Raw genomic sequence first — 23,311 nt, 5'->3', positions numbered from 1 at the left:
CACACGATGAAGGAGAAGATGAGCATGATAATTGTCAAGATCCTCGGCCCTGGCTGCGCCAACTGCAAGAAGCTCGAAGCTGTTGCGCGCGAAGCCGCCAGCCGCGCCAACATTCCAGCCGAATTCGTCAAGGTCACCGAAATGAAGGACATCATGGCCTATGACGTGTTGTCCACGCCGGGTCTTGTGGTCAACGAAAAGCTGGTCAGCAGCGGGCGCATTCCGACCGTCGCCGAGGTACAGAAGTTATTGGCGGCTTAAGAGAAGGCCCTAAGGTTATCGGGGTTGGACCTGCGTTCGGGATGGCGGTCGTCGCACTTCACCTGAGATCGGTGTGAGCCAAAATCAATCTCGCCCGAATTGAACTGTCGGGACGGTTACCGGTACGAGAGATCGTCACGACTGCATCGAAGGCGCCGGCAATGGAGCCAACGCCCTACCCCATCACCCCGCCGCGCCTGATCAGCTCCTTCCCCACCGCAGCCAAGTGCACCTGATCCGGTCCGTCGCCGATGCGGATGAAGCGGGCGTAGACGTAGGCGCGGGCGAGGAAGGTGTCCTGCGAGACGCCGGCGGCGCCGTGGATCTGGATGGCGCGGTCGATGACGCGGGCGGCCATGCCGGGCACTACGATCTTCGCCGCGGCGATCAGGTCGCGCGCGGCCTTGTTGCCTTCGCGGTCCATCTTGTCGGCAGCCTGCAGCGTCAGCAGGCGCGCCTGCGCGATCTCGCAGAAGGAGTGCGCGATGTCCTCGCGCACCGAGCCCTGCTCGGCAAGCGGCTTGCCGAAGGCCGTGCGCGACACCGCGCGCTGGCACATCAGTTCGAGCGCGCGCTGGGCGCAGCCGATCAGGCGCATGCAATGATGGATGCGGCCGGGACCGAGCCGCCCCTGCGCGATCTCGAAGCCGCGGCCTTCGCCGAGCAAGATGTTCTCGGCGGGCACGCGGACGTTGTCGTAGACGATCTCGGGATGGCCGGCCGGGGCGTCGTCATAGCCGTAGGTCAGCATGTCGCGGACGATGCGGACGCCGGGCGTGTTCCTGGGCACCAGGATCATGGATTGCTGGCGATGGCGGTCGGGATCGTCGGGCGCGGTCTTGCCCATCACGATCAGGATCTCGCAATCCTCGTTCATCGCGCCCGAGGTGAACCACTTCCGCCCGTTGATGACGTAGTCGTTGCCGTCGCGCCTGATGGCGCACTGGATGTTGGTGGCGTCGCTGGAGGCGACCTGCGGCTCGGTCATCGAGAAGCCGGAACGGATGCGCCCTTCCAGCAACGGCTTCAGCCAGCGCTCCTGCTGCGCCCTGGTGCCGTAATTGGCCAGCACCTCCATGTTGCCGACGTCCGGCGCCGAGCAGTTGAAGACCTCCGGCGCCCAGAGGATGCGCCCCATGATCTCCTTCACGGGCGCGTAGTCGAGATTGGACAGACCCGGTCCGTGCTCGCCGGAGAGAAACAGGTTCCAGAGCCCCTGCTCGCGCGCCAACTTCTTCAGGTCCTGCAGCACAGGCGGCGTCTTGTAGCGCACAGCTTCCGGCTTCACCTGCTCGTAATAGAGCTCCTCGACCGGCTCGACATGCGTCCGCATGAACTGGCGGACGCGCTCCTGAAGCTCCAGCGAACGGGCGGTGTGTTGAAAGTCCATGGGTGGTCTCCTGCTCGCAAAGATGGAGCGCGCGCCTCGCCCTTCGAGACGACCGCTCCGCGGTCTCCTCAGGGTGAGGCTAAGCAGTCAGTGTCGTAGGGTGGGCAAAGCGAAGCGTGCCCACGCATTGTTTGCGACCGAGAGAGGTGGTGGGCACGGCGCAAGGGCGCCTTTGCCCACCCTACGATTCCTCGCGGAGAGATACCCCTCACGTCCCCTTCAGCAATTCGCTCGCGACCACCCAGTCGTTGCCGTCGAATTGCAGCATGTAGCCGTCCTTGATCGGGCGGAAATCCTGCGGCGTGGTGTTCAGGGTGATGCCGGGCAGCAGCAGCGACAGCGGCACGTTCTTCAGGTTCGCGGCCTGCGCCATGATGTTCTCGCGCGTCAGATTGTCCTTGCACTGCTTCAGCAGCACCACCAGGGCCTCGGCGACGGTGTAGCCGTAGAGGCCCGCGACGTTGTTGACGTCGGCATTTGGCAGGCGCTTCTTCATGAAGTCGATATAAGCCGTCATCGCCGGGTCGTTCTTCGGCGTCTCGACGAACGGCTTCAGTGCGCCGAGCGAGAGCACGCCCTTGCCGGCTTCGAGGCCCGCCGGCACCATCACGGTGGCCTTGTTGGCGCAACCGCTCGCGATGAAGCGCGTCGGCTGCCAGCCGACCTCGTGCGCCTTGCGGATGGCCTGCGCGCAGGCGCGCGGCGTCACCGAATAGATCAGGAAGACGTCGGCTTTCGTGTTCGCCAGCGTCAGCACCTGGGAATCGACCGTGGGGTCGGCGACCTCGAAGCTCGAGGCCATCGCGATCGCCTTGTCGGCCTCGGTGCCGAGGGCCTCCTTGACACCGCGAAGATATTCCTTGCCGGCGTCGTCGTTCTGATAGAGCACCGCAAAGCGCGCATTCGGGTTCTTGGCGCGGGCATAGGCGACGTCGATCGCGGCCTCGCTGGTGTAGTTCGGCGCCCAGGGCAGCGCCATCGACCACGGCATGTTGGCCGGATCGTTCCACTTCGAGGCCGAGCTGATCAGGAACAGCTGCGGCACCTTGTTGCTGTTGAGGTACTTCGCGATCGCCGAGCTCGGCGCCGTGCCCATGGTGGCGAAGATGAAGGCAACGCCGTCGCCTTCGACGAGGCGCCGCGCCGCCTCCATGGTCTTGGGCGGCGAGAACGCGTCGTCCAGCGAGATCAGGTTGAGCTTGCGGCCGTTGATGCCGCCCTTCTCGTTGACCTCGTCGAAATAGGCCGCGATCACCTTGCCCGTGATGCTGAGCGGCGAAGCCGGCCCGCTATAGGGCATGGTGTTGCCGATCTTGATCTCGGTGTCGCTGACGCCGGGACCGTAGGATTTCTGGGCGGAGACAGGCGTCGACAGGCAGGCGGCAGCCAGAGCTGCGGCCAGGACCAAAGCGGCTTTCATGGTTTCTCCCCGATGATTATCGCCGCGGCGTCATGCGTGAACGCGCGGCGCGCTGCTTTTTGTCAGCGCGTCAGCTCAGCGGAGTTCCGCGAAGTGGTCTTGCGTCGAGTTGCTGATGGCCTCGCTGCCGGCAGGACGTTCCCTCGCCAGCTTGTTGTGCCCCGGCCATGGCGAGACTTCCCTTTTTGCGCGCGGATCAATCGTCCGAATTGGCGAGGCCCAGCAGCTCCTGGCGCGTCAGCGCATTGTCGCGGAACACGCCCAGCATGCGGCTGGTGACGAGATCGGTCCCGGGCTTGTGCGCGCCGCGCGTGGTCATGCAATGATGCGTCGCCTTGATGATGACGCCGACGCCTTCGGGCTTGAGCACGTCGTTGATGGTGTTGGCGATCTGTGCCGTCATCTTCTCCTGGATCTGGAGCCGCTTCGCGTAGACGTCCACCACGCGCGCGAGCTTGGAGATGCCGACGACGCGCCCTTGCGGAATATAGGCGACCCAGGCGCGGCCGACGATCGGCGCCATGTGGTGCTCGCAATGGCTCTCGAAGCGGACGCCGCGCAGCACGATCATCTCGTCATAGCCCTCGATCTCCTCGAAGGTCTTTTGCAGGATCTCGGTCGGGTCCTGCGCGTATCCGGAAAAATACTCCTCGAAGGCGCGGGCGACCCGGTCCGGCGTGTCGCGCAGGCCGTCGCGCCCGGGATCATCGCCGGCCCAGCGGATCATGGTCCGGACCGCCTGCTCGACCTCCGCCCTGTCGGGCCGTTCGACCGGCGCCTGCGCCACCGCGACCCGTTCCAGCTTACGCACGTGCGACTTCATCGAAATCCTCCCCTGCGACGGGCCGCAGAAGCGGCCCCACAGCTTGGACGGTTGCGATCGGAAAAGGTTCCCGGAGACCAGGGAAATTTGGGGGAGTGGAAGTGGTTGGTCCAGCGCCTGAACTCCTAAACCCTCATGGTGAGGAGCGCCGAAGGCGCGTCTCGAACCAGGCAGGCCCGGCTGCGGAGCCTTTCATCCTTCGACGCCCGCTGCGCGGGCCCTCAGGATGAGGAGTTGGACTGCCTATGCCGCAGCCGCCTTGCGGACGTCGATCACGGCCTGCGCCCATTCCGCCGGCCGCTCCTGCGGCAGATTATGACCGGCATCGGTAAAGACGCGCCGCTCGAAGAAGCCCTCGAACTTGCGCGCGTGATGGGCAGTGCCGGGATTGACGCCGTCGCTGTCGCCGTCGACCGCAATGGTCGGGACGCGGATCTGCGGCTGGCTGGCGAGCCGCGCCTCGATCTCCGCATAAGCGGGGTCGCCCGCGACCAGCGCGTAGCGGTGGCGGTAGGAATGGATCACGACATCGACGAAATCGGAGTTGTCGAAGGACACCGCGCTCCGCTCGAACGTTGCGTCGTCGAACGCCCATTTCGGCGACCACATCGCCCAGAGCTGGCGCGCGAAGCCGCGCCGGTTGCGCTCCAGCGCGCGGCGGCCGCGCTCGTTGTGGAAGAGATATTGATACCAGAGTGCCGCCTCCTCCGGCGGCGAGGCCGGCTCCATGGCGCGGGCGATGTTCTGGATGTTGTAGGAATTGCCGGAGACGAGGCCGATCACGCGCTCCGGATGGAGCGCTGCGACCACGCAGGCCGCGCGCCCGCCCCAATCATAGCCGCCGACCACCGCGCGCCGGATATCGAGCGCGTCCATGAAGGCCAGGAGATCGGCGCCGAGCGCCGCCTGCTCGCCGGAGCGCAAGGTCGAGGCGCTGCGGAAGCGCGTCGGCCCGTAGCCGCGCAGCCAGGGCACCAGCACGCGCGCACCGACCTCGGCGATAACAGGCGCGGTCTCGGCATAGGCATTCACGTCGTAGGGAAAGCCGTGGCCCATGATGCAGGGCCAGCCGTCCGGCGCGCCGTATTCGCGATAGGCGATGTCGAGGACGTCCGTGGTGATGGTCTTTTGTAGCATGGTTCTTGCTTACGGAGCTGGGATCCCTAGAACCAGCCTATTTCTGCGGCCCGGACAGCGAGATGTCGCGCTCGGCGCGGAACACGTTGCTGTAGAGATTGGCGATCCATTGCCGGCCGATCTCGGTCTTGTTGAGGTAGCCGATCTCGGTCTGGATGTGCGGTGCGACGCTGTTCCAGTAGAACTGCGGATAGCGGTTGACGATATCGGCCGGCGAATCGTAGCCGAGCTGGCGATTCATGCCGACCTCTTCGAATTCGTAGTAGAGCGCGTTGGCCTTGCGCAGATAATTGGGATCGCCGAGCTGGCCGATGAAGTCGGCGGCGCGCAGGATCGAGGCCTCGTCGTCGTAGTCCTGGCCCTGGCGGGCCGGGAAGCGCGTGCCCTCGATGGCGCGGGCAATGCGCTCCGGATCGAGGCCCGGAATATGACGCAGCCGCCGCGTCACATACAGTTTCGAGCGGTCGACATGATACATCATCAGGCTCGCGTCAGATGCACCGCGCGGCAAGGAGATCTTGGTATCGGCCGCGTCGATGACGAAGCCGTCGGCGTCGTCCTCCTCGAACAGCCCGCGGACATACCCGATGTCGTGGGCGAGGCAGGCGATCAGGACATGGACGTAGTCCGCGGCCGACAGATGCGTGTGAAGGCTCCGGCCACTGAGGATGGAATGGCCGGCCAGCGTCACCAGCATGGTATGCTCGATATTGTGATAGAGCGCATCGCTGTTGCCGATGCATTCCATCGCGGTGCGGGTCGCGCTCTCGACGATGCTTGCAGAGGTCTCGTCGTACCGGCGACGCATGAACGTACCGAGCAACTTCTCGAGAGATTCGGCCGCCAGTCTCGGTAAGGTTATCATGGATGCAGCCCCGTCCGCCGCTGGTGTCCCACGCTCTCTCCCGACGTCTCTGTGTTGTTCTCGACGCAGCACCAGCATAGCCCATCTTGGGCCGGCTGACCAAACTCCGCATCAAAAATTCGTAATTATGTTATATTCCCGCTGCGCAACATCACGGTTGCGGTCACGCCCGGCTACAGCCTGAAGGCGACGACCCCGGAAAGACCCCGGGCACGACCCTTACTTTATGGGGCGGACAAGATGTCGGCGCCATCCGCCGAGCGCGAGAGGCTTCTGGCCAGATAGAACAGCTCGACCAGCTTGCCGCGTTTGCCGGCCAGCGAGAAGATATATTCGGGCGATTCCGCCTCCATTTCCGCGATCGCCACCTTGGCGATGCGGTCGATACGGCTCGAGCCGTGCTCCCAGACGAAGCCGACACCGAGCCGGTTGGCGACGGCCTCCAGCATTCCCTCGCGCGTGTTGACGACGATCGCCGGACTCGCACGCAGATTGACGGCGCGAAAGGCCCGATCCACGACGCGCTGGGTCGCGGAATCCCGGGTCCGAAACACCAGCGGATATTGCATCAAGCTGACGGCGGACACGCGCGATTCCCGGCTGAGGTCGTGAACGGGATGGCAGATCGCGACGACGCGCTGCTGCACGCAGGGTTCGCGACGGAAGCGATTGTCCTGCGGCACCTCCGGCAGCACGGCAACGTCGACGCGCTGATCGACCACCGCCGCCATGATCGCCGACCAGCTCCCGATCTCGATGTTGATCTGGATCTTCGGATACATGTTGCGAAAGGCCGCGATCAGCGCCATGCCCGGCATGGCGTTGCCGAGCCCGATGCGCAGCTCGCCCCCCGTCAGCTCATCGCGCTGCTGGAGGATCGCCAGCGCATCCGCCTCGAGTGCCTGCATCCGGTTCGTTGCGGCGTAGAGGCGCCGGCACAACGGCGTCGCGATCAGTGTCTGGGCGTGCCGGTCGAACAGCGCAACCGCAAACTCGGCTTCGAGGTCGCGCACGAGCTGCGCCACCGCCGGCTGCGACACGCCGAGCCGCCTCGCCGCAGCGGCAAAGCTGCCGGTCTCGAACACCGCATTGACCGCCCGGACGCGCGAGGAGGTCAACGCCACGACAAGCAACCCAAGATCGATATTCCCCGTCTTCCGGCCCCGAAAGCAAAACCTGGGGCGACCATAAGCCGGGCCATTGACCGTTATGTGAATGTCAGATGCGCTTCCTACTCCTCGTGCGCCGCAACGGGCCAGCAGGGGATCAGCGCGCATGGCGCAAATCGAACTTTCCGCAATCCGCAAATCCTTTGACGGCACCGACGTCCTGAAAGGCATCGATTTCCGGATCGAGGATGGCGAGTTCATCTCGCTGGTCGGTCCTTCCGGCTGCGGCAAGTCGACCCTGCTCCGGATCATCGCCGGGCTGGAGCCGCAGAATTCCGGGCAGGTCCGCATCGACGGCGGCGGCGTAGACCACATTCGACCCAGCGCGCGCAACCTCGCGATGGTGTTTCAGTCCTACGCGCTCTATCCGCATTTGAGTACCTTCGACAACATTGCAGTGCCGCTCAGGATGCGGCGCCTCTCGGCGATCGAACGGCTGCCGCTGCTGGGGGCGCTGCTGCCGGGCCGGCGCGCCAAGGAACGCGTCATCCGCGCCGACATCGCGGCCATCGCCGAGCAGCTCGATATCGCGCCGCTGCTGCGGCGCAAGCCCGGGCAATTGTCCGGCGGACAGCGGCAACGCGTCGCGGTCGGACGCGCCATGGTGCGCGAGCCCCGAGCCTTCCTGTTCGACGAGCCGCTCTCCAATCTCGACGCCAAGCTGCGCGTCCATATGCGCGCCGAGCTCGCCGAGCTGCATCGCCGTCTCAAGGCGACCTTCATCTATGTCACGCACGACCAGGCCGAGGCGATGACCATGTCGAGCCGGATCGCGGTCATGATGGGCGGCGAACTGATTCAGGCCGGCACGCCCGCAGAGATCTACAACGACCCCGGCGACATCCGTGTTGCCGAATTCATCGGCAGCCTCAAGATCAACATCCTTCCCGGCCGTATCAGGAAGGACGGCGGCATCGACGTGCTGGGAATCGCTCTGCGGCTTGCCTGCGGCGCTGCCGCGGGCGACTGCCGTGTCGGCGTGCGTCCGGAGCGGATCGAACTGGGCGCGGGGCCATTTTCCGGAAGCGTCGTTCACCTGGAAAACCTCGGCGCGGAGGCCTTCGTCCACCTTGCGATCGAAGGCGCCGGCTTGCGCCTGATCGCACGGCTCGCCGACGTCAGGCACTTGCCTGCGATGGGCAGTCCCGTCGCGTTCGGCTTCGCTCCCGATGCGGTGCGGCTGTTCGATTCGGCCGGGAAGCGGATCGAGCCGAGAGCGGAGCAGGCCGAGCGCATCCGCGAGGTTGCCCATGTCTGACGGCTCCATGACCCTTGACGCGGCGATCGTCCCGGCCGCCGCAGCGAGGCGGGTGTTACCGGCGCATGGCAGCCGGCGCACATATTCCGCTTACGCCCTGGTGACGCCCGCCGTAGCGCTCATGCTGATCATGCTGCTTGGTCCGCTCGCCGGCGTAATTGGCCTCTCCTTCACCGACTATCAGCTCGGCGCGCCGCAATTCGCCTGGATCGGCCTCGCCAATTACCAGGACCTGTTCGCCGACAAGGTGTTCTGGACCGCGCTGCGCAACACGCTGGCTTACGTCGTGATCGTGGTGCCCGGCGCCGTGATCGCAGGCCTTGCGATCGCGCTGCTGATCCAGAGCGGCACCAGCCTGCGCAGCCTCTACCGGACGATCTACTTCCTGCCTGTGATGGCGACCCTGATCGCCATGGCGGTGGTGTGGGAGTTCATGCTGCATCCGCAATTCGGCCTGGTGAACGGGCTGCTGCGCGGCGCGGGCCTGCCGGCCTTCGCCTGGCTGCAGGACCGCAGCACCGCGCTCTATGCGCTGTGCGCAATCGGCATCTGGCAGGCCGTCGGCTTCAACATGGTGCTGTTCCTCGCCGGCCTCGTCTCCATCCCGAAGCAGCTCTACGAGGCGGCCGAGATCGACGGCGCCTCGAGCGGCTGGGCACGCTTCCGCCTCGTGACCTGGCCGATGCTGGGGCCGGTCACGACCTTCGTCGTCGTGATCTCCGGCATTCGCTCGTTCCAGGTGTTCGACACCGTGCACGTATTGACCAAGGGCGGCCCGTCGAAATCCACCGAGGTCCTGATCCACACCATGTACACGGAAGGCTTCGAGTTCTTCCGCTCGGGCTATGCCGCGGCGATCACCGTCGTGTTCCTGGTGTTCGTTCTTCTGCTCACCCTGATCAAATCGCGGCTCGCCGATCGCGGGGTGCACTACACATGAGCCGCACGAATTCATCCCCTTTGCAAGCAGGGCAATCGCATATGGATGTCACGAGGAGGTGAGGATTTTCTCCTCTTGGGGACTGTCCCATTGTGGAGGCACCCTCACCCCAGCCCTCCCCCGCAAGCGGGAGAGGGAGCCGACCGCCAATGCCGTCGCATCCGGCACACCATATGCGATTGCCTTCCCGTTGCAGGCGATCCTGCGCCACGTGTTGCTGATTGCAGGCGCCGCGGTCATGCTGGCGCCCTTCATCTGGATGATCTCGACCGCGTCCAAGCCGCAGACCGAGATCTTCTCCAGCGAGCTGCACCTGATCCCGCACCATTTCGCGCTGCTGGAGAATTTGCGCGAGGCCTTCGCCAAGGCCAATCTGCTGCGCTTCCTCCTCAACGGCCTCATCGTCACGGTTTCGATCTTCGTGCTGCAGGTCATGGTGGCGCTGCCGGCAGCTTACGCGCTCGCAAAACTTCGCTTCGTCGGCCGCGAGACGCTGTTCGCGCTGGTGCTGTTCGGGATCCTGATCCCGCCGCAGGCGACCGCGGTCCCGGTCTTCCTGCTGCTGCACAAGACCGGCCTGCTGGACAGCTATGCCGCGCTGGTCCTGCCCTTCACGATCTCGGTGTTCGGCATCTTTCTGATGCGCCAGTTCTTCAAGACGGTGCCGGACGATCTCGTCGACGCCGCCCGCATGGACGGCATCTCCGAGTTCGGCATCGTCTGGCGGGTGATGCTGCCGGCCGCGATCCCGGCCGTGACCGCCTTCGGCATCTTCTCCGTGGTCGCGCATTGGAACGATTATTTCTGGCCGCTGATCGTGCTCAACAGCGAGCACTTGCGCACGCCGCCGCTCGCCGTCGCCCATTTCCGCAACAACGAGGCTGGCACCAGCTACGGCCCGCTGATGGCGGCGGCGATGGTGATCATCGCGCCGCTCGTCATCGCTTTCCTCTTCGCCCAGCGCCGTTTCATCGAGGGCATCACCCTCACCGGCATCAAGTAACCGAACCACCCCAAACAGGAGTCTATCCATGCTGAAGTCCATCATCGCCGCGGCGGCTTTGTCGCTCGTGGCCGGATCTGCGCTCGCGCAGACAAAGACCGAGATCGTGATGCAGTATCCCTATCCGGAGCTGTTCACCGAGACCCACAAGCGCATCGCCGAGGAATTCGCCAAGGTGCACCCGGAGATCAAGGTCACGATGCGGGCGCCTTACGAATCCTACGAGGACGCCACCCAGAAGGTGCTGCGCGAGGCCGTGACCAACCAGATGCCTGATGTGTCCTTCCAGGGCCTGAACCGCATCCGCGTCCTGGTCGACAAGAACATCCCGGCCGAGCTCGGCGGCTACATCGCGGCCGAAAAGGATTTCGACAAGCAGGGCTTCCATCAGGCGATGTACGACATCGGTACCGCCGGCGGCAAGGTCTATGCCCTGCCCTTCGCGATCTCGCTGCCCATCGTCTACGTCAATCTCGACCTGGTGAAGCAGGCCGGCGGCGACGTGAACAATTTGCCGAAGAGCTGGGACGAACTGATCGCGCTCGCCAAGAAGGTCAAGGCGCTGGGCAACGACACCAACGGCGTCACCTATGCTTGGGACATCACCGGCAACTGGCTGTGGCAAGCCCCGGTGTTCGCGCGCGGCGGCACCATGCTCAATGCCGACGAGACCAAGGTCGCCTTCGACGGACCGGAAGGCAAGTTCGCCATCAACACGATCGCGCGGCTCGTCAACGAGGGCGGCATGCCCAATCTCGACCAGCCGTCGATGCGCGCGGCGTTCGCGGCGGGCAAGACCGGCTTCCACGTCACCTCGACCTCGGACCTCAACAAGGTCACGCAGATGACCGGCGGCAAGTTCGCGCTGAAGACGATCCCGTTCCCGGACGTGGTCTCTCCGAACGGCAGGCTGCCGGCCGGCGGCAACGTCGTGCTGATCCTTGCCAAAGACAAGGCCAAGCGCGACGCCGCTTGGGAAGCGGTGAAGTTCTGGACCGGCCCCAAGGGCGCCGCGATCATGGCGGAGACCACCGGCTACATGCCGCCCAACAAGGTCGCCAACGACGTCTATCTGAAGGACTTCTACGTCAAGAACCCCAACAACTACACCGCGGTCAGCCAGCTCGCGCTGCTCACCAAATGGTACGCCTTCCCCGGCGACAACGGCCTGAAGATCACCGACGTGATCAAGGATCATCTCAACGCAATCATCTCGGGGGCCCGCGCCAAGGAGCCCGAGGCCGTTCTCGCCGACATGACCGCCGACGTGCAGAAGCTGCTGCCGAAGACCACGGGCGCTGCGCGCTGACCGTCCCGACATCTGCCGGCTCGCAGGGCTATCGCACTTGAGAGCGTTTCCCTGCGGCCATCCTTCGAGACGCCCGCTTGCGGCGGGCTCCTCAGGATGAGGGCGGAGTGTGCGGTAGCAGTCTCAACGGACGCTGACGCCAATTAGCCTCATCCTGAGGAGGCGCGTAAGCGCCGTCTCGAAGGACGAGGCGTGCGCGCAGGCCACGCCGCGAGTCGTCTGCGATAGCCCCGGCACGGGACGCTCCGGCGCCCCGTGCCCCCAATCACTGGAGATAGCGATGAAACTGCTGCATCTGAGCGACATTCACCTGACCGCGCCCGGCGCGACCATCGGCGGCCGCGATCCGCGCGCCAATTTCGAGCGGGCGTTAGCGCATGCCCTGGAAGACCATCATGACGCCGAGTTGATGGTCATCACCGGCGATCTCTCGGACTGGGGCGATCTCGCCGATTATCAATGGCTCAAGCAGCGCCTCGACGCATATCCGCTGCCGGTGCGGCTGTGCATCGGCAACCACGACCGGCGCGCCGCCTTCCTGAGCGTGTTCCCCGACCTCGCCGACGAGCACGGCTTCGTCCAGGGCGTGCACGATACCGCCGCCGGCCGCTGCCTGTTCCTCGACACCGCTCATCCGGAAACGCATGCCGGCCGCTATTGCGACGACCGTCTCGACTGGCTCGAGGCCCGGCTTGCCGAGCATGACGGACCGTTCCTGCTGTTCATGCATCACAATCCCATGCCGGTGCATCTCGTCCCGTTCGACCAGATCGGCCTGCTCGACGAGGCTCCGTTCCGGCGTCTCGTCAATCGCCATCGTGCCAAGATCCGCCACGTCTTCTTTGGACATTGTCACCTGCCTCTTGCAGGATCGATTGCGGGCGTTCCCGTCTCGTCGCTGCGCGGCACCAACCATGCGAGCTATCCGCTCTTTTCGGAGACCAAGCTGCTGAGCGCCTGCGACTTGCCGCAATCCTACGGCGTCGCGTTCTTCGGCGATGACTACGTGACCGTGCACATGGTGGAGTACGGCTACGACGGTCCCATCCGCACCCAGGGTTCGCCCGACTACAAGGCCTGGGATCGCGAGACCATGGTTCGGTGACTGGCGCCAATCGGCCGCGAGGCCCCCTACTCCACCAGCACCACGTCGACGGCGACGCCGAGCTTCTGCTTGGGCGAGCCGACGATGATGCCGTCGATCGGCGAGACGTCGGAAAAGTCGCGCCCGACCGCAAGCACGATGTGGTCGTTCGCGACCAGAAGATCGTTGGTCGGGTCGAAATCGACCCAACCGAGCTCCGCCCCGCACCACAGCGATACCCAGGCATGGGTGGCATCGGCGCCTTGCAAGCGCGGCTGGCCCGGTGCTGGAATGGTGCGCAAATAGCCGCTGACATAGGCCGCCGGCAGCCCGAGCCCGCGCAGCCCCGCGATCATCACATGGGCAAAATCCTGACAGACGCCATGGCGCTTGTCGAAGACCTCGCCGAGCGGCGTCGAGATCACCGTTGCCTTGGCGTCGTAGCGGAAGTCGGCGCGGATACGGTGCATGAGGTCGACCGCGCCTTGGAGGATGCCCGCGCCGGGCGCAAAGCTCGCACTCGCATAGGCGCTGACCGGGCGCAGCAACGGCACCAGCGGGCTGGCAAAGACATAACCGATCGGCGAGGACGGCCCGAGGCTGGTTGCTTCGAAGGCGAGGTCACGGATGCTTTCCCAGGGCGGACTGACGGCGTCGCGCGGCGGCGGCTGACGTGACACGGCGACGCGCGAACGCGAGTCGATCCGCAGGTTGCGATGCGCGGCCTGGATCACGATGCTCTCGGTCAGCGTGCCGAAGAAATCGTGCCGCGCGTGGCGCTCGGCAGGGCGCGGACGGATCTCGACATTGTGCGAGATCAGCTCCTGGCCGCCGCCGCCTCTCGGCTCCAGCCGCAGCGTGCAGCGGGCGAAGCTGACGGGACTCTCGTATTCGTAGGTGGTGACGTGACGGATGTCGTAGATCACGCCAGCCCCGTCAGCTTTTCCGGCCGGGCGGCATTGGGGCCATGCGGGAAGTAGTGCTGCCCGATCGCATCCGCGAGGCCGAGCAGGTCCTGCTCCAGCGCAAACAGCATCTTGACCTCGAGCTTCTCGGCCTCCGCCGTCGCCAGCATCGCCTGCATCGCCACCGCGAGCCGCTGCGGCTTCTCGATCAGGCCGTGCTCCTTCAAGCTCGGCAGCGCTTCAATATGCTCGTTCAGCGTCGCCACCTGGAACGCCACCGAGCGCGGATTGTAGGGATCGAGCACGGCGAGGTCGCGCACCGGCGCCAGCAGCGGCGCCAGCAGATAACGCGAGCGATAGGTGATCTGGCAATCCACCAGCGTCAGCAGGATGTCGAGGTCCTCGTCGCAGGCCTCGTCATAGGCGAATTGGCGCGTGAAGCGCGTGGTGTTGATGGCCCGCTCGATGCGGCGGCCGATGTCGAGGAAGCGCCAGCCGGCGGCGCGGTTCATGTTCTCCTGTGCCAGGCCGGCGAAGCTCGAAAGCTCCTGCAAGGTCAGCTCGGCGGCGCTCAGCACGCTGTCGTCGTCCTCGACCTCATAGGCAAGGCGCTCGGCCATCTCGGTGATGACCTGCCAGGCATCCGGCGACAGCCGCTCGCGCAAGGAGGTCGCCGTGCGCTGCGCCGCGCGCACCAGCGACAGCGCCGAGCCGAAACGCGCCTCGCTCTGCAGCGCTTCGGCCACGATGCGCCCTGCGGCCGCGCGCGAGGTCTGCGAGACCGCGCCCCAGGCCACCAGCAGGCGCTGGATGCGCTCGGCCGATTGCAGCGAGGCCGCGGTGCCCTTGTTGGGCCCGCTCGGCGAGCCCAACGCGCGCACGAGGCGCAGCGTCGCCTCGGCGCGTTCGAGATAGCGGCCAAGCCAGAACAGATTGTCGGCGGCGCGGCTCGGCAGCACGCCGGCGATGCGGCGGATGCGCACCTTGTCGGTTGCCGGCAGCAAGGTCGCGGTCGGGACCTGCTTGTCGGAGACGACCCAGACGTCGGCGGCACGCGCCCCGTCACCCATCGACACCGCGCGCGCGTCCGGCTGCTCGGCGATGCGGCAGAAGCCGCCGGGCATGATGGCCCAGCCGTCCGGCGTCGCCGCCGCGAACACGCGCAGCACGAAGGGACGCGGCGTGATCTGGCCCTGCTCCCACACCGGCATGGTCGAGAGCCGCACCACCTCCTGGCCGACATAATCCATGCCGCGCGCCGTGATGGCATCGATCAGGCGCTGGCGGTCGGTCGCATCGAGCTCGCTCGCGAGCACCGGACCGCTCTGGTCGAAGCCGGGCACGCCGCGCCCATAGGCGCCTTCGATCGCGACCTCGTCGAGCCGCGCCAGCACCTCCTCGCGCGCGACGCGCTGGCCACACCACCAGGTCGCGATATGCGGCATCTTCAGCTCCTCGCCGAGCAGGCGGCGGCTGAGCGCCGGCAGGAAGCCGAGCAGCGCCCGGGCCTCCAGGACGCCGGAACCCGGCATGTTGGCGACGACGACGCCGTCCTTGCGCAGCACGTCGATCAGGCCGGGCACGCCGAGATGCGAGGACGCATCGAGCTCGAGCGGATCGAGCGAATTGGAATCCACGCGCCGCAAGAGCACATCGAGCCGCTTGAGGCCGGCGACGGTACGGATGTGGATGCGGTTGTCGCTGACGGCGAGATCGTCGCCCTCGACCAGGAGGAAGCCGAGATAGCGCGCCAGCGTCGCATGCTCGAAATAGGTCTCGCTGAAGCTGCCCGGCGTCAGCACGCCGATGCGCGGCTCGTCACGGTCGGCCCGCGCGCGAAGACTGTCGCGAAAGGCTTCGAAGAACGGCGCGACGCGCGGCACGTTCATCGACTTGTAGAGATCGGAAAAGGCGCGCGAGAGCACCAGGCGGTTCTCCAGCGCGTAGCCCGCGCCCGATGGCGCCTGGGTGCGGTCGCCGAGCACCCACCAGCGGCCGTCAGGCCCGCGGCCGACATCGGCGGCATAGAGCGACAGGTAGCGCCCGCCGGGTGGCGGCACGCCGCAGACGGGACGGAGATATTCGGGGCTGCCGGCGATCGCGGCCGCGGGCAGCGCGCCCTCGGCGACCAGGCGTCCCTCGCCATAGAGGTCGCGCAGCACGCGTTCGAGCAGCTCGGCGCGCTGGGTGATGCCGGCGCAGAGCTGCTGCCAGTCGGCCTCGTCGATCAAAAGCGGCAGGTGGCTGATCGACCAGGGCCGATCGGCGCTGTCGCCGGGGGCCCGGTAGGTGACGCCGGCCTCGCGGAGGTGGCGGTCGGCCATGCCGAATCGCCGCTCGATCTCGTCGGGCGCGAGCGCGCCGAAGGCCTCGAAGAAGCGGCTCCAGACCGCCCGCGGGGCGCCGTCGGGCCTCAAGAACTCGTCCGGGATGCCGGGCAGGCGGCGATAGTCGCGGACCCATTGCGCGAAGCGGCGCTGGCCGTCACGCTGGCTCTCACGTTGTGCTGGAGCCCTACCCGCCTTGTCGTCCTGTTCGGCTGCGCCCTCGGCCATGCGCCTCTCCCTGCCCCACCATCATACTCATTGCAGGAGCGGGGTCCGCAAGTCGAGGGTCAGGGGGAACTCATTTGTGCGTTCCTCCGGCGGTGGCTGGATGGGCCCCGGCGTATGGCCGTGGTCCTGAAAACGCGCCAGCCGCCGCGCCTCGGCTTCATAGGTGTTGACCGGCTTGGTGTCGTAGCTGCGCCCGCCGGGATGGGCGACGTGATAGACGCAGCCGCCGAGCGAGCGGCCGTTCCAGCTGTCGATCAGGTCGAAGGTCAGCGGCGCGTGGACCGGGATGGTCGGATGCAGGCCGGAAGCCGGCTGCCAGGCCTTGAAGCGGACGCCCGCCACGGCCTCAGCCGAGCGGCCGGTCGAGGTCATCGGCAGGCGGCGGCCGTTGCAGGTGACGATGTGGCGGCCCTCGACGAATCCCTCCGCCTTGACCTGGAGCCGCTCGACCGATGAATCGACATAACGCACGGTGCCGCCGGCCGAGCCCTCCTCGCCCAGCACGTGCCAGGGCTCCAGCGCCTGGCGCAGCTCCAGCGTCACGCCGCCATGATGGACGCGGCCGAAGGCGGGAAAGCGGAATTCGAGCTGCGCCAGATACCATTCCGGCTCGAAGGGGTAGCCGAACTGCCTGAGCTCGGAGAGCACGTCCAGAAAATCGTCCCAGATGAAATGCGGCAGCATGAAGCGGTCATGCAGCGCGGTGCCCCAGCGCACGAACTTGCCGTGTTGCGGCTCGCGCCACATCTTCGCGATCAGCGCGCGGATCAACAGCTGCTGCGCCAGCGACATGCGGGGATCCGGCGGCATTTCGAGCGCGCGGAATTCGACGAGGCCGAGCCGGCCGGTCGGTCCCTCCGGCGAATAGAGCTTGTCGATGCAGATCTCGGCGCGGTGGGTATTGCCGGTGATGTCGACGAGCAGATGCCGGAACAGGCGGTCGACCAGCCACAGCGGAGCCTGAGTGCCCGGCGGCGGCACGTGCGAGAGCGCGACCTCGAGCTCGTAGATGCTGTCGTGCCGGGCTTCGTCGATGCGCGGCGCCTGGCTGGTCGGACCGATGAACAGGCCGGAGAAGAAGTAGGACAGCGACGGATGCCGCTGCCAATACAGCACGAGGCTCTTAAGCAGATCCGGCCGGCGCAGGAACGGCGAGTCCGGCGGGCTGGAGCCGCCGACCACGACGTGGTTGCCGCCGCCGGTGCCGGTGTGGCGGCCGTCGACCAGGAAGCGGTTGGCGCCGAGGCGAACCTTGCCGGCATCCTCGTAGAGACCGGTGGTGATCTCGACCGCCTCGCGCCAGCTCTTCGCCGGCTGGATGTTGATCTCGATGACACCGGGATCGGGCGTCACCTTGATCACCTCGATGCGCGGATCGAACGGCGGCGGATAGCCTTCGACATGGACGGGGAGCTGCATCTCCTCGGCGGTGGCTTCGAACACGGCGACCAGCTCGAGATAATCCTCGATGCGCTCGACCGGCGGCATGAAGGCGCAGATCACGCCGTCGCGGATCTCGACCGACATCGCCGTGCGCACCGGGATGGAGGTGTTGAGATTTTCAGGGGCGGTCCGCACCGGCGATTGCGGACGTGCGGGAAGCGTGAACACGGGCAGCCTGTCCCGCGCCTCCATCGGGTCCTGTTCGACGATATAGGGATATTGGTTCGGCGGGACGTAGCCGAGCGAACCGATCGGCAAGCGCAAACCGAGCGGTGAATCGCCCGGCATCAGGAACAGGTGATTGCGACGGAGCTGCCAGCGCTCGCTGCGCCAGCGCGGCGGCGCGTTCCAGCGCTGCACCGGCAGCACGAAGCCGCGCGGCGTGCCGAGACCTTCGTCGAACACGCGCGCCATCCGCGCGCGGGCCTCGGGATCGGACAATTTGGAGTCGGAGGGATCGACGTTGACGGGAAGCTCAGCCTCCTTCTGAAGCCAGTATGCGGGGTCTTCATAGGCCGGCACGATGTAACCGAGATCGAGCCCGAGCCGCGCCGCCGTGCCTTCCATGAAGGCCTTGGCATCCTTCGTCTCGGCGCGCCGCGGATTTTCGATCTTCGCGATGAGGTCGGCATTCTTCCAGATCGGCACGCCGTCCTTGCGCCAGTACAAGCCAAAGGCCCAACGCGGCAGGCTCTCGCCCGGATACCATTTGCCCTGGCCGTAATGCAGAAGACCGCCCGAGCCGAAGCGCGCGCGCAGGCGGCGGATCAGCTCGTCGCCCAGCGCGCGCTTGGTCGGGCCGACGGCTTCCGTGTTCCACTCCGCCGCTTCGAGGTCGTCGACCGAGACGAAGGTCGGCTCGCCGCCCATGGTGAGCCGCACGTCCGCGCTCGCGAGGTCGCCATCGACCTGCTCGCCGAGATCGTCGAGCCGTGCCCAGGATTCGTCGGAGAAAGGCTTGGTGATGCGCGGCGCCTCGCGGATGCGCTTCACGCTCATGTCGAAGCCGAACTCGACCTCGGCAAAGCCGGCGCCGCCCGAAATCGGCGCGGCCGAGCGATAATGCGGCGTGGCGGCGACCGGGATGTGGCCCTCGCCTGCGAGCATGCCGGAGGTCGCGTCGAAGCCGATCCAGCCGGCGCCGGGCAGATAGACCTCGGCCCAGGCGTGCAGGTCGGTGAAGTCGTTCTCCACTTCCGGCGGCCCTTCGATCGGATCGATGTCGGGGCGGATCTGGACGAGATAGCCGGAGACGAAGCGCGCGGCGAGCCCGAGATGACGGAAGGTCTGGATCAGCAGCCACGCGGAATCCCGGCATGACCCGGCGGACGAGGCCAGCGTCTCCTCCGGCGTCTGCACGCCCGGCTCCATCCGGATGATGTAGCGGATCTTCTTCTGCAGCTCGCGATTGAGCTCGACCAGGAAGTTGACGGTGTTCGGAGCCTCCTGCGGGATCGAGTCCAGATATTTCGCAAACAGGCGATCGGGGTTGACCGTCTCGAGATACGGCGCGAGCTCGGTCTTGAGATCCTTCGGGTACTCGAACGGAAAGCTATCGGCGTAAGGCTCGACGAAGAAGTCGAACGGATTGACCACCGTCATCTGCGCGGTGAAGTCGACCTCGATCTTCAATTCGGTGGTCTTCTCGGGGAAGACGTAGCGGGCGAGCCAATTGCCTTGCGGATCCTGCTGCCAGTTCACGAAATGATTGGAGGGCGTGACCTTGAGCGAATAGCTCAGGACCGGCGTGCGCGTATGCGGCGCCGGGCGCAGGCGGATGGTCTGCGGACCGAGGTCAATCGGACGGTCGTATTTGTAGTGCGTGACGTGATGCAATGCGACGTAGATCGACACGGGGGGCGGTGCTCCAGCAGCTTTTTTGAGCAGAACACCTGATGTGGGTGCGATCAAGCACTAACAACGGGCAGCGCGTGCCTAGGCAAGATGCGGTCGAGTGCTTTCTTCCTTCTCCCCTTGTGGGAGAAGGTGGCGCGAAGCGCCGGATGAGGGGTATGTCTCCGCTCGCAAGTCTCGTAGGGTGGGCAAAGGTGCGCTCTTGCGCACCGTGCCCACGACTTCCGTTGCGTGGGCACGGCGCAAGTGCGCCTTTGCCCACCCTACGATTCCGAGCGAGCGGATAGAGCCCGCCCCATCCCGCCGCGATCGCGGCCCTACGCCGCCGAGGTCAGCCGCTGCAGGAACTGCGTCACTTCGCGGCGGAGCGTCTCGACTTCGCCGTGGACGCGATCGGAGGCGCTGTTGACGCGGGCAGCGACGCGGCCCGTATCGGCCGCGGCTTCGCTGATGCCCGACACGTTGGAGGAGACCTGCGAGGTGCCGGCGGAGGCCTCGTGGACGCTGCGGGCGATCTCGCGGGTCGCGGAGCCCTGCTGCTGGATGGAGGCCGCAATGCTCGCAGTGATGCCGTCGATCTCGGCGATGGTCTGGGCGATCGCCTCGACGGCCGCGACCGAATTGGTCGTCGATTGCTGCATCTCGCCGACCTTGGCGCTGATCTCCTCGGTCGCCTTCGCGGTCTGGTTGGCGAGACTCTTGACCTCGGAGGCGACGACCGCGAAGCCACGGCCGGCCTCGCCTGCCCGCGCCGCCTCGATCGTGGCGTTGAGCGCCAGAAGGTTGGTCTGCGAGGCGATCTCGCTGATCAGCTTGACGACGTCGCCGATCCGCAGCGCGGCCTCGGCGAGGGAGCGAATTTCGTTGCCGGCACGATTGGCTTCCTCGACGGCGCGACCGGTGCTCGCGGTCGAGCCAGCCACCTGGCGGCTGATCTCCGCGATCGAAGACGCGAGCTGTTCCGCGGCGCTCGCCACCGTCGCAACGTTGCTCGAGGCCTGCTCGGACGCGCTGCGCATACCGGAGGTCTGGCGGTTGGTCACCTCCGCCGCGGCCGCCATCTGGCCGGCGTCGGATTCCAGATCGGTCGCGGCGCTCATGAGGCTACCGGCAACCTCGTCGAGATGCGTGCCGAACTGATTGGCGAGGCCGGCGATCTCGACGACCCGGCGGCCGAGGCTGTCGGTGCCGGCATTGATCACGGTGGCCGAGCGGCGGAACGAGCCGGGCAATCCGCGCGCGAGGATCTTGCGGAAATACTTGCCGCGGCTGGCGTAGTCCATCGATGCCGAAGCCTCGCGGACGAAGGCGTCGGTGATGTCGAGCATGTCGTTGACCGACTTCTGGATGGCACCGATCCGCCCGGCCTGCCGCTCGCTCAGGACCCGCGCCTCGAGATCGCCGCGCGCGGCCTTGCGGCAGACATCGGCGACCTCATCGACGGCCAAAGCGGCGCGATGCTGGCACCAGGCGGAATAGCCGAGCAGCAGGATCGCCGCGCCGAGAGGCGCCGCACCGATGGCTCCGCTCCAGCCGAGCAGCAAGCCGACGAACGCGACGCCGGCGAGAAGGCACGCGACCGCAGTCGCTCCCTGCGCCTTAGAGAGAGAGCACAAATTCATCGTAGGCGACACCGTTTTGCTTGAGCAGACCGACCATCATATCGAAGCTCGCACGCATGCCGTCCTTGGCATTGGCGTGGCGCGCCTCTTCCGCGCAAAGCGCCTTGTAGATCGGTTTGATTTTCTCGACCGGCGCCGGATCGGGCCTGCGTCGATTGGAATGGTATCCGATGATGTTACCTCCGTCGTCGAACGTCGGGGTGACATGGGCGAACACCCAATAATGGCTGCCGTCCCCGGCGAGATTGACGACGTAGGCGAAGATTTCCTGCTTGGCCTGGAGCGTGTCCCACAGCAGCTTGAAGACGCATCGCGGCATGTCGGGATGGCGGATCAGGCTGTGGGGCGCGCCCATCAGCTCCTTCCAGGGGTATTTCGCCATGCGGAGAAAGACGTCATTGGCGTAGGTGATGCGGCCTTTGAGATCGGTCTTCGATACGATCAGCTCCTCCTCACCGAGGAGATGTTCCACCCCAGTGGGACGTATCGCTTGCATCGTTTCCATCCTTGGAAAAGGCCGGCCCACCACATCGTGGAGCAGCACCGCTTCTGTCTAAGGGAACAGTGTTAATCAGATGTAAGTTCGGGAACCCGCACGGGAGGCGTCTGTCTCCGTATCATTACTTAGCGAGCGATGGTTGCGTTGCGGGCAACCACGCGCGTCGCTTATCACTTCAACCAATTGCGACTGCGTCGCGATTGCGCCCGGCGCGATTACATCGTCGCGCCAAGCACCCAGGGCGCGAACTCGGCGCCGCCGAAATCGAAGCTCTCGCTCTTGGTCCGCCGTCCCGAAGCCGTCTCGAGGATGAGATCGAAGATGCGCTGGCCGCATTGCTCGACGCTCTCCTCGCCTTCGAGGATGGTGCCGCAATTGACGTCCATGTCCTCTTCCATGCGCTTGTACATCGGCGTGTTGGTGGCGAGCTTGATCGAGGGCGCCGGCTTGCAGCCGAACACGCTGCCGCGGCCCGTGGTGAAGCAGACCAGATTTGCGCCGCCGGCGACCTGGCCGGTGGCGGCGACCGGATCGTAGCCGGGCGTGTCCATGAACACGAAGCCCTTCTTGGTGATGGGCTCGGCGTAGCGCAGCACCTCGACGAGATTAGTGGTGCCGGCCTTGGCCATCGCGCCGAGCGACTTCTCCAGAATGGTGGTGAGGCCGCCGGCCTTGTTGCCGGGGCTCGGATTGGCGTTCATCTCGGCGCCTTCGCGCGTCGTGTATTCGTCCCACCAGCGCATGAGGTCGACCAGCTTCTCGCCGACCTCGCGGCTGACGGCGCGGCGCGTCAAGAGATGTTCGGCGCCGTAGGTCTCCGGCGTCTCCGACAGGATCACGGTGCCGCCATGGCGGACGATGAGATCGCTGGCGGCGCCGAGCGCCGGATTGGCCGACACGCCGGAATAGCCGTCCGAGCCGCCGCATTGCAGGGCCACGGTGAGCTCGCTCGCCGGCACGGTTTCGCGCTTGACCTTGTTGGCGTCGGCCAGCGCCTCGCGCACGAAGGCGATGCCGGCTTCGACGGTCTTGCGGGTGCCGCCGACCTCCTGGATGTCCATCGCGCGCAGGCGGCCGGCGAGCTTCTGCTCCTCCATCAGGCCGCCGATCTGGTTCACCTCGCAGCCGAGGCCGAGCACGATGACGTGAGAGAAATTGACGTGCCGCGCATAGCCGCCGAGCGTGCGGCGCAGCAGCGCCAGCGGCTCGTTCTGCGTCATGCCGCAGCCGGTCTTGTGCGTCAGCGCGACCACGCCGTCGACATTGGGGAAATCGGCGAGCGGATTGTCGCCGGTGAAGGGATTCTTCTTGAAGACGTCGGCGACGAGGCTTGCGACATGCGCGCTGCAATTCACCGAGGTGAGGATGCCGATGTAATTGCGCGTGGCGACGCGGCCGTCCGGGCGGCGGATGCCTTCGAACGTCGCCGGCAGGTCGAAATTCGGCGTCGGCTTGACGTCGACGCAATAGGCATAGTCCTTGGAGAAATCGCCCATGCCGCAATTCTGCACGTGCACGTGCTGGCCCGGCGCGATGGCCTGCGTGGCAAAGCCGATGATCTGGCCGTAGCGCTTGACCGGCTCGCCCGTTGCGATCGGCTTGATCGCGACCTTGTGGCCGGAGGGAATGCGCTCGACCGTGGTCACGCCGTCGGCCACCATCGTTCCCGGCGGCAGGCTGGCGCGCGCGATCACCACGCCATCATCGGGATGCAGGCGGATGACGGGACTGATGGTCATGGCGGGTCTCCCTTGGGTCTTGAAAGTATCGTGCC

At 66.0% G+C, this 23,311-nt stretch carries 18 protein-coding genes; 6 read left to right on the top strand and 12 right to left on the bottom strand.

All coding sequences use genetic code 11. The features are described 5' to 3' along the window. Positions 1-6 precede the first annotated feature (6 nt). Positions 7-261, top strand: a complete 255-nt coding sequence (locus DCM80_RS22190; RefSeq protein ID WP_257193695.1) for a thioredoxin family protein — start codon at positions 7-9, stop codon at positions 259-261. Positions 262-436: 175 nt separating this feature from the next. Here DCM80_RS22190 and DCM80_RS22185 read toward each other — a convergent pair whose 3' ends face one another. The 6 genes from DCM80_RS22185 to DCM80_RS22160 form a co-directional block, all read right to left on the bottom strand. Continuing rightward, positions 437-1,651, bottom strand: coding sequence for an acyl-CoA dehydrogenase family protein (locus tag DCM80_RS22185; RefSeq protein WP_257193694.1), 1,215 nt, complete (start codon positions 1,649-1,651; stop codon positions 437-439). A 208-nt stretch (positions 1,652-1,859) separates the two neighbouring features. Further along, positions 1,860-3,071 carry an ABC transporter substrate-binding protein gene (locus DCM80_RS22180; RefSeq protein WP_257193693.1) on the bottom strand — a complete coding sequence of 404 codons (1,212 nt, stop codon included), beginning with the start codon at positions 3,069-3,071 and terminating at the stop codon, positions 1,860-1,862. Positions 3,072-3,267: 196 nt separating this feature from the next. Further along, complete coding sequence (folE, locus tag DCM80_RS22175) at positions 3,268-3,894, bottom strand: GTP cyclohydrolase I FolE (protein WP_257177446.1); 627 nt, start codon at positions 3,892-3,894, stop codon at positions 3,268-3,270. Positions 3,895-4,137: 243 nt separating this feature from the next. After that, positions 4,138-5,031, bottom strand: coding sequence for an alpha/beta fold hydrolase (locus DCM80_RS22170; protein WP_257193692.1), 894 nt, complete (start codon positions 5,029-5,031; stop codon positions 4,138-4,140). Between the two features lie 37 nt (positions 5,032-5,068). Beyond that, positions 5,069-5,896: a metal-dependent phosphohydrolase gene (locus DCM80_RS22165; protein WP_028135309.1), complete on the bottom strand. Its 828-nt coding sequence runs from the start codon at positions 5,894-5,896 to the stop codon at positions 5,069-5,071. A 224-nt stretch (positions 5,897-6,120) separates the two neighbouring features. Continuing rightward, a complete protein-coding gene (locus DCM80_RS22160) occupies positions 6,121-7,020 on the bottom strand; it encodes a LysR family transcriptional regulator (protein ID WP_049820255.1) in 900 nt (299 codons plus the stop codon). Between the two features lie 151 nt (positions 7,021-7,171). Here DCM80_RS22160 and DCM80_RS22155 point away from each other — a divergent pair, with 151 nt between their 5' ends. The 5 genes from DCM80_RS22155 to DCM80_RS22135 all read left to right on the top strand — a co-directional run bounded on the left by DCM80_RS22155 (position 7,172) and on the right by DCM80_RS22135 (position 12,680). Beyond that, a complete protein-coding gene (locus DCM80_RS22155) occupies positions 7,172-8,323 on the top strand; it encodes an ABC transporter ATP-binding protein (RefSeq protein ID WP_257193691.1) in 1,152 nt (383 codons plus the stop codon). After that, entirely contained in the window at positions 8,316-9,263 is a 948-nt protein-coding gene (locus DCM80_RS22150; RefSeq protein WP_257193690.1) for a carbohydrate ABC transporter permease, read from the top strand. The genes DCM80_RS22155 and DCM80_RS22150 overlap by 8 nt, the downstream gene beginning before the upstream one ends. 238 nt (positions 9,264-9,501) lie before the next feature. Then, the gene (locus DCM80_RS22145) at positions 9,502-10,266 is read left to right on the top strand and encodes a carbohydrate ABC transporter permease (RefSeq protein WP_306594654.1); all 765 of its coding nucleotides are present in this window, start codon (positions 9,502-9,504) and stop codon (positions 10,264-10,266) included. A 28-nt stretch (positions 10,267-10,294) separates the two neighbouring features. Then, positions 10,295-11,575 (top strand): ABC transporter substrate-binding protein, encoded by a 1,281-nt coding sequence (locus DCM80_RS22140; RefSeq protein WP_257193689.1) that lies wholly within the window; start codon positions 10,295-10,297, stop codon positions 11,573-11,575. Between the two features lie 280 nt (positions 11,576-11,855). Next, the gene (locus DCM80_RS22135) at positions 11,856-12,680 is read left to right on the top strand and encodes a phosphodiesterase (RefSeq protein WP_257193688.1); all 825 of its coding nucleotides are present in this window, start codon (positions 11,856-11,858) and stop codon (positions 12,678-12,680) included. 26 nt (positions 12,681-12,706) lie between these two features. Here the strand turns inward: DCM80_RS22135 and DCM80_RS22130 are convergent, their stop codons facing one another. The 6 genes from DCM80_RS22130 to DCM80_RS22105 all read right to left on the bottom strand — a co-directional run bounded on the left by DCM80_RS22130 (position 12,707) and on the right by DCM80_RS22105 (position 23,276). Beyond that, positions 12,707-13,585 carry a transglutaminase family protein gene (locus tag DCM80_RS22130; protein WP_257193686.1) on the bottom strand — a complete coding sequence of 293 codons (879 nt, stop codon included), beginning with the start codon at positions 13,583-13,585 and terminating at the stop codon, positions 12,707-12,709. Continuing rightward, complete coding sequence (locus tag DCM80_RS22125; protein ID WP_257193684.1) at positions 13,582-16,119, bottom strand: circularly permuted type 2 ATP-grasp protein; 2,538 nt, start codon at positions 16,117-16,119, stop codon at positions 13,582-13,584. Before DCM80_RS22125 ends, DCM80_RS22130 begins: the two co-directional genes overlap by 4 nt. A gap of 27 nt (positions 16,120-16,146) precedes the next feature. Next, on the bottom strand, positions 16,147-19,416 hold the full coding sequence (locus DCM80_RS22120) for a DUF2126 domain-containing protein (protein WP_257193683.1): 3,270 nt from the start codon (positions 19,414-19,416) through the stop codon (positions 16,147-16,149). 317 nt (positions 19,417-19,733) lie between these two features. Further along, positions 19,734-21,038 carry a methyl-accepting chemotaxis protein gene (locus DCM80_RS22115; protein ID WP_257193682.1) on the bottom strand — a complete coding sequence of 435 codons (1,305 nt, stop codon included), beginning with the start codon at positions 21,036-21,038 and terminating at the stop codon, positions 19,734-19,736. Continuing rightward, on the bottom strand, positions 21,016-21,534 hold the full coding sequence (locus DCM80_RS22110) for a PAS domain-containing protein (protein ID WP_257198001.1): 519 nt from the start codon (positions 21,532-21,534) through the stop codon (positions 21,016-21,018). The genes DCM80_RS22115 and DCM80_RS22110 overlap by 23 nt, the downstream gene beginning before the upstream one ends. Positions 21,535-21,752: 218 nt before the next feature. Next, positions 21,753-23,276 (bottom strand): UxaA family hydrolase, encoded by a 1,524-nt coding sequence (locus DCM80_RS22105; RefSeq protein ID WP_257193681.1) that lies wholly within the window; start codon positions 23,274-23,276, stop codon positions 21,753-21,755. Between the last annotated feature and the right edge of the window lie 35 nt (positions 23,277-23,311).

This window comes from Bradyrhizobium sp. WBOS08, from assembly GCF_024585125.1.
GTDB lineage: Bacteria > Pseudomonadota > Alphaproteobacteria > Rhizobiales > Xanthobacteraceae > Bradyrhizobium > Bradyrhizobium japonicum_B.
This window is presented reverse-complemented; position numbering and strand designations above follow the sequence as displayed.

Coding starts and splice junctions, on each gene's coding strand:
- DCM80_RS22190 (WP_257193695.1), top strand. CDS start 7: ATGAAGGAGAAGATGAGCATGATAATTGTCAAGATCCTCGGCCCTGGC.
- DCM80_RS22185 (WP_257193694.1), bottom strand. CDS start 1,651: ATGGACTTTCAACACACCGCCCGTTCGCTGGAGCTTCAGGAGCGCGTC.
- DCM80_RS22180 (WP_257193693.1), bottom strand. CDS start 3,071: ATGAAAGCCGCTTTGGTCCTGGCCGCAGCTCTGGCTGCCGCCTGCCTG.
- folE (WP_257177446.1), bottom strand. CDS start 3,894: ATGAAGTCGCACGTGCGTAAGCTGGAACGGGTCGCGGTGGCGCAGGCG.
- DCM80_RS22170 (WP_257193692.1), bottom strand. CDS start 5,031: ATGCTACAAAAGACCATCACCACGGACGTCCTCGACATCGCCTATCGC.
- DCM80_RS22165 (WP_028135309.1), bottom strand. CDS start 5,896: ATGATAACCTTACCGAGACTGGCGGCCGAATCTCTCGAGAAGTTGCTC.
- DCM80_RS22155 (WP_257193691.1), top strand. CDS start 7,172: ATGGCGCAAATCGAACTTTCCGCAATCCGCAAATCCTTTGACGGCACC.
- DCM80_RS22150 (WP_257193690.1), top strand. CDS start 8,316: ATGTCTGACGGCTCCATGACCCTTGACGCGGCGATCGTCCCGGCCGCC.
- DCM80_RS22145 (WP_306594654.1), top strand. CDS start 9,502: ATGCTGGCGCCCTTCATCTGGATGATCTCGACCGCGTCCAAGCCGCAG.
- DCM80_RS22140 (WP_257193689.1), top strand. CDS start 10,295: ATGCTGAAGTCCATCATCGCCGCGGCGGCTTTGTCGCTCGTGGCCGGA.
- DCM80_RS22135 (WP_257193688.1), top strand. CDS start 11,856: ATGAAACTGCTGCATCTGAGCGACATTCACCTGACCGCGCCCGGCGCG.
- DCM80_RS22125 (WP_257193684.1), bottom strand. CDS start 16,119: ATGGCCGAGGGCGCAGCCGAACAGGACGACAAGGCGGGTAGGGCTCCA.
- DCM80_RS22115 (WP_257193682.1), bottom strand. CDS start 21,038: ATGAATTTGTGCTCTCTCTCTAAGGCGCAGGGAGCGACTGCGGTCGCG.
- DCM80_RS22110 (WP_257198001.1), bottom strand. CDS start 21,534: ATGCAAGCGATACGTCCCACTGGGGTGGAACATCTCCTCGGTGAGGAG.
- DCM80_RS22105 (WP_257193681.1), bottom strand. CDS start 23,276: ATGACCATCAGTCCCGTCATCCGCCTGCATCCCGATGATGGCGTGGTG.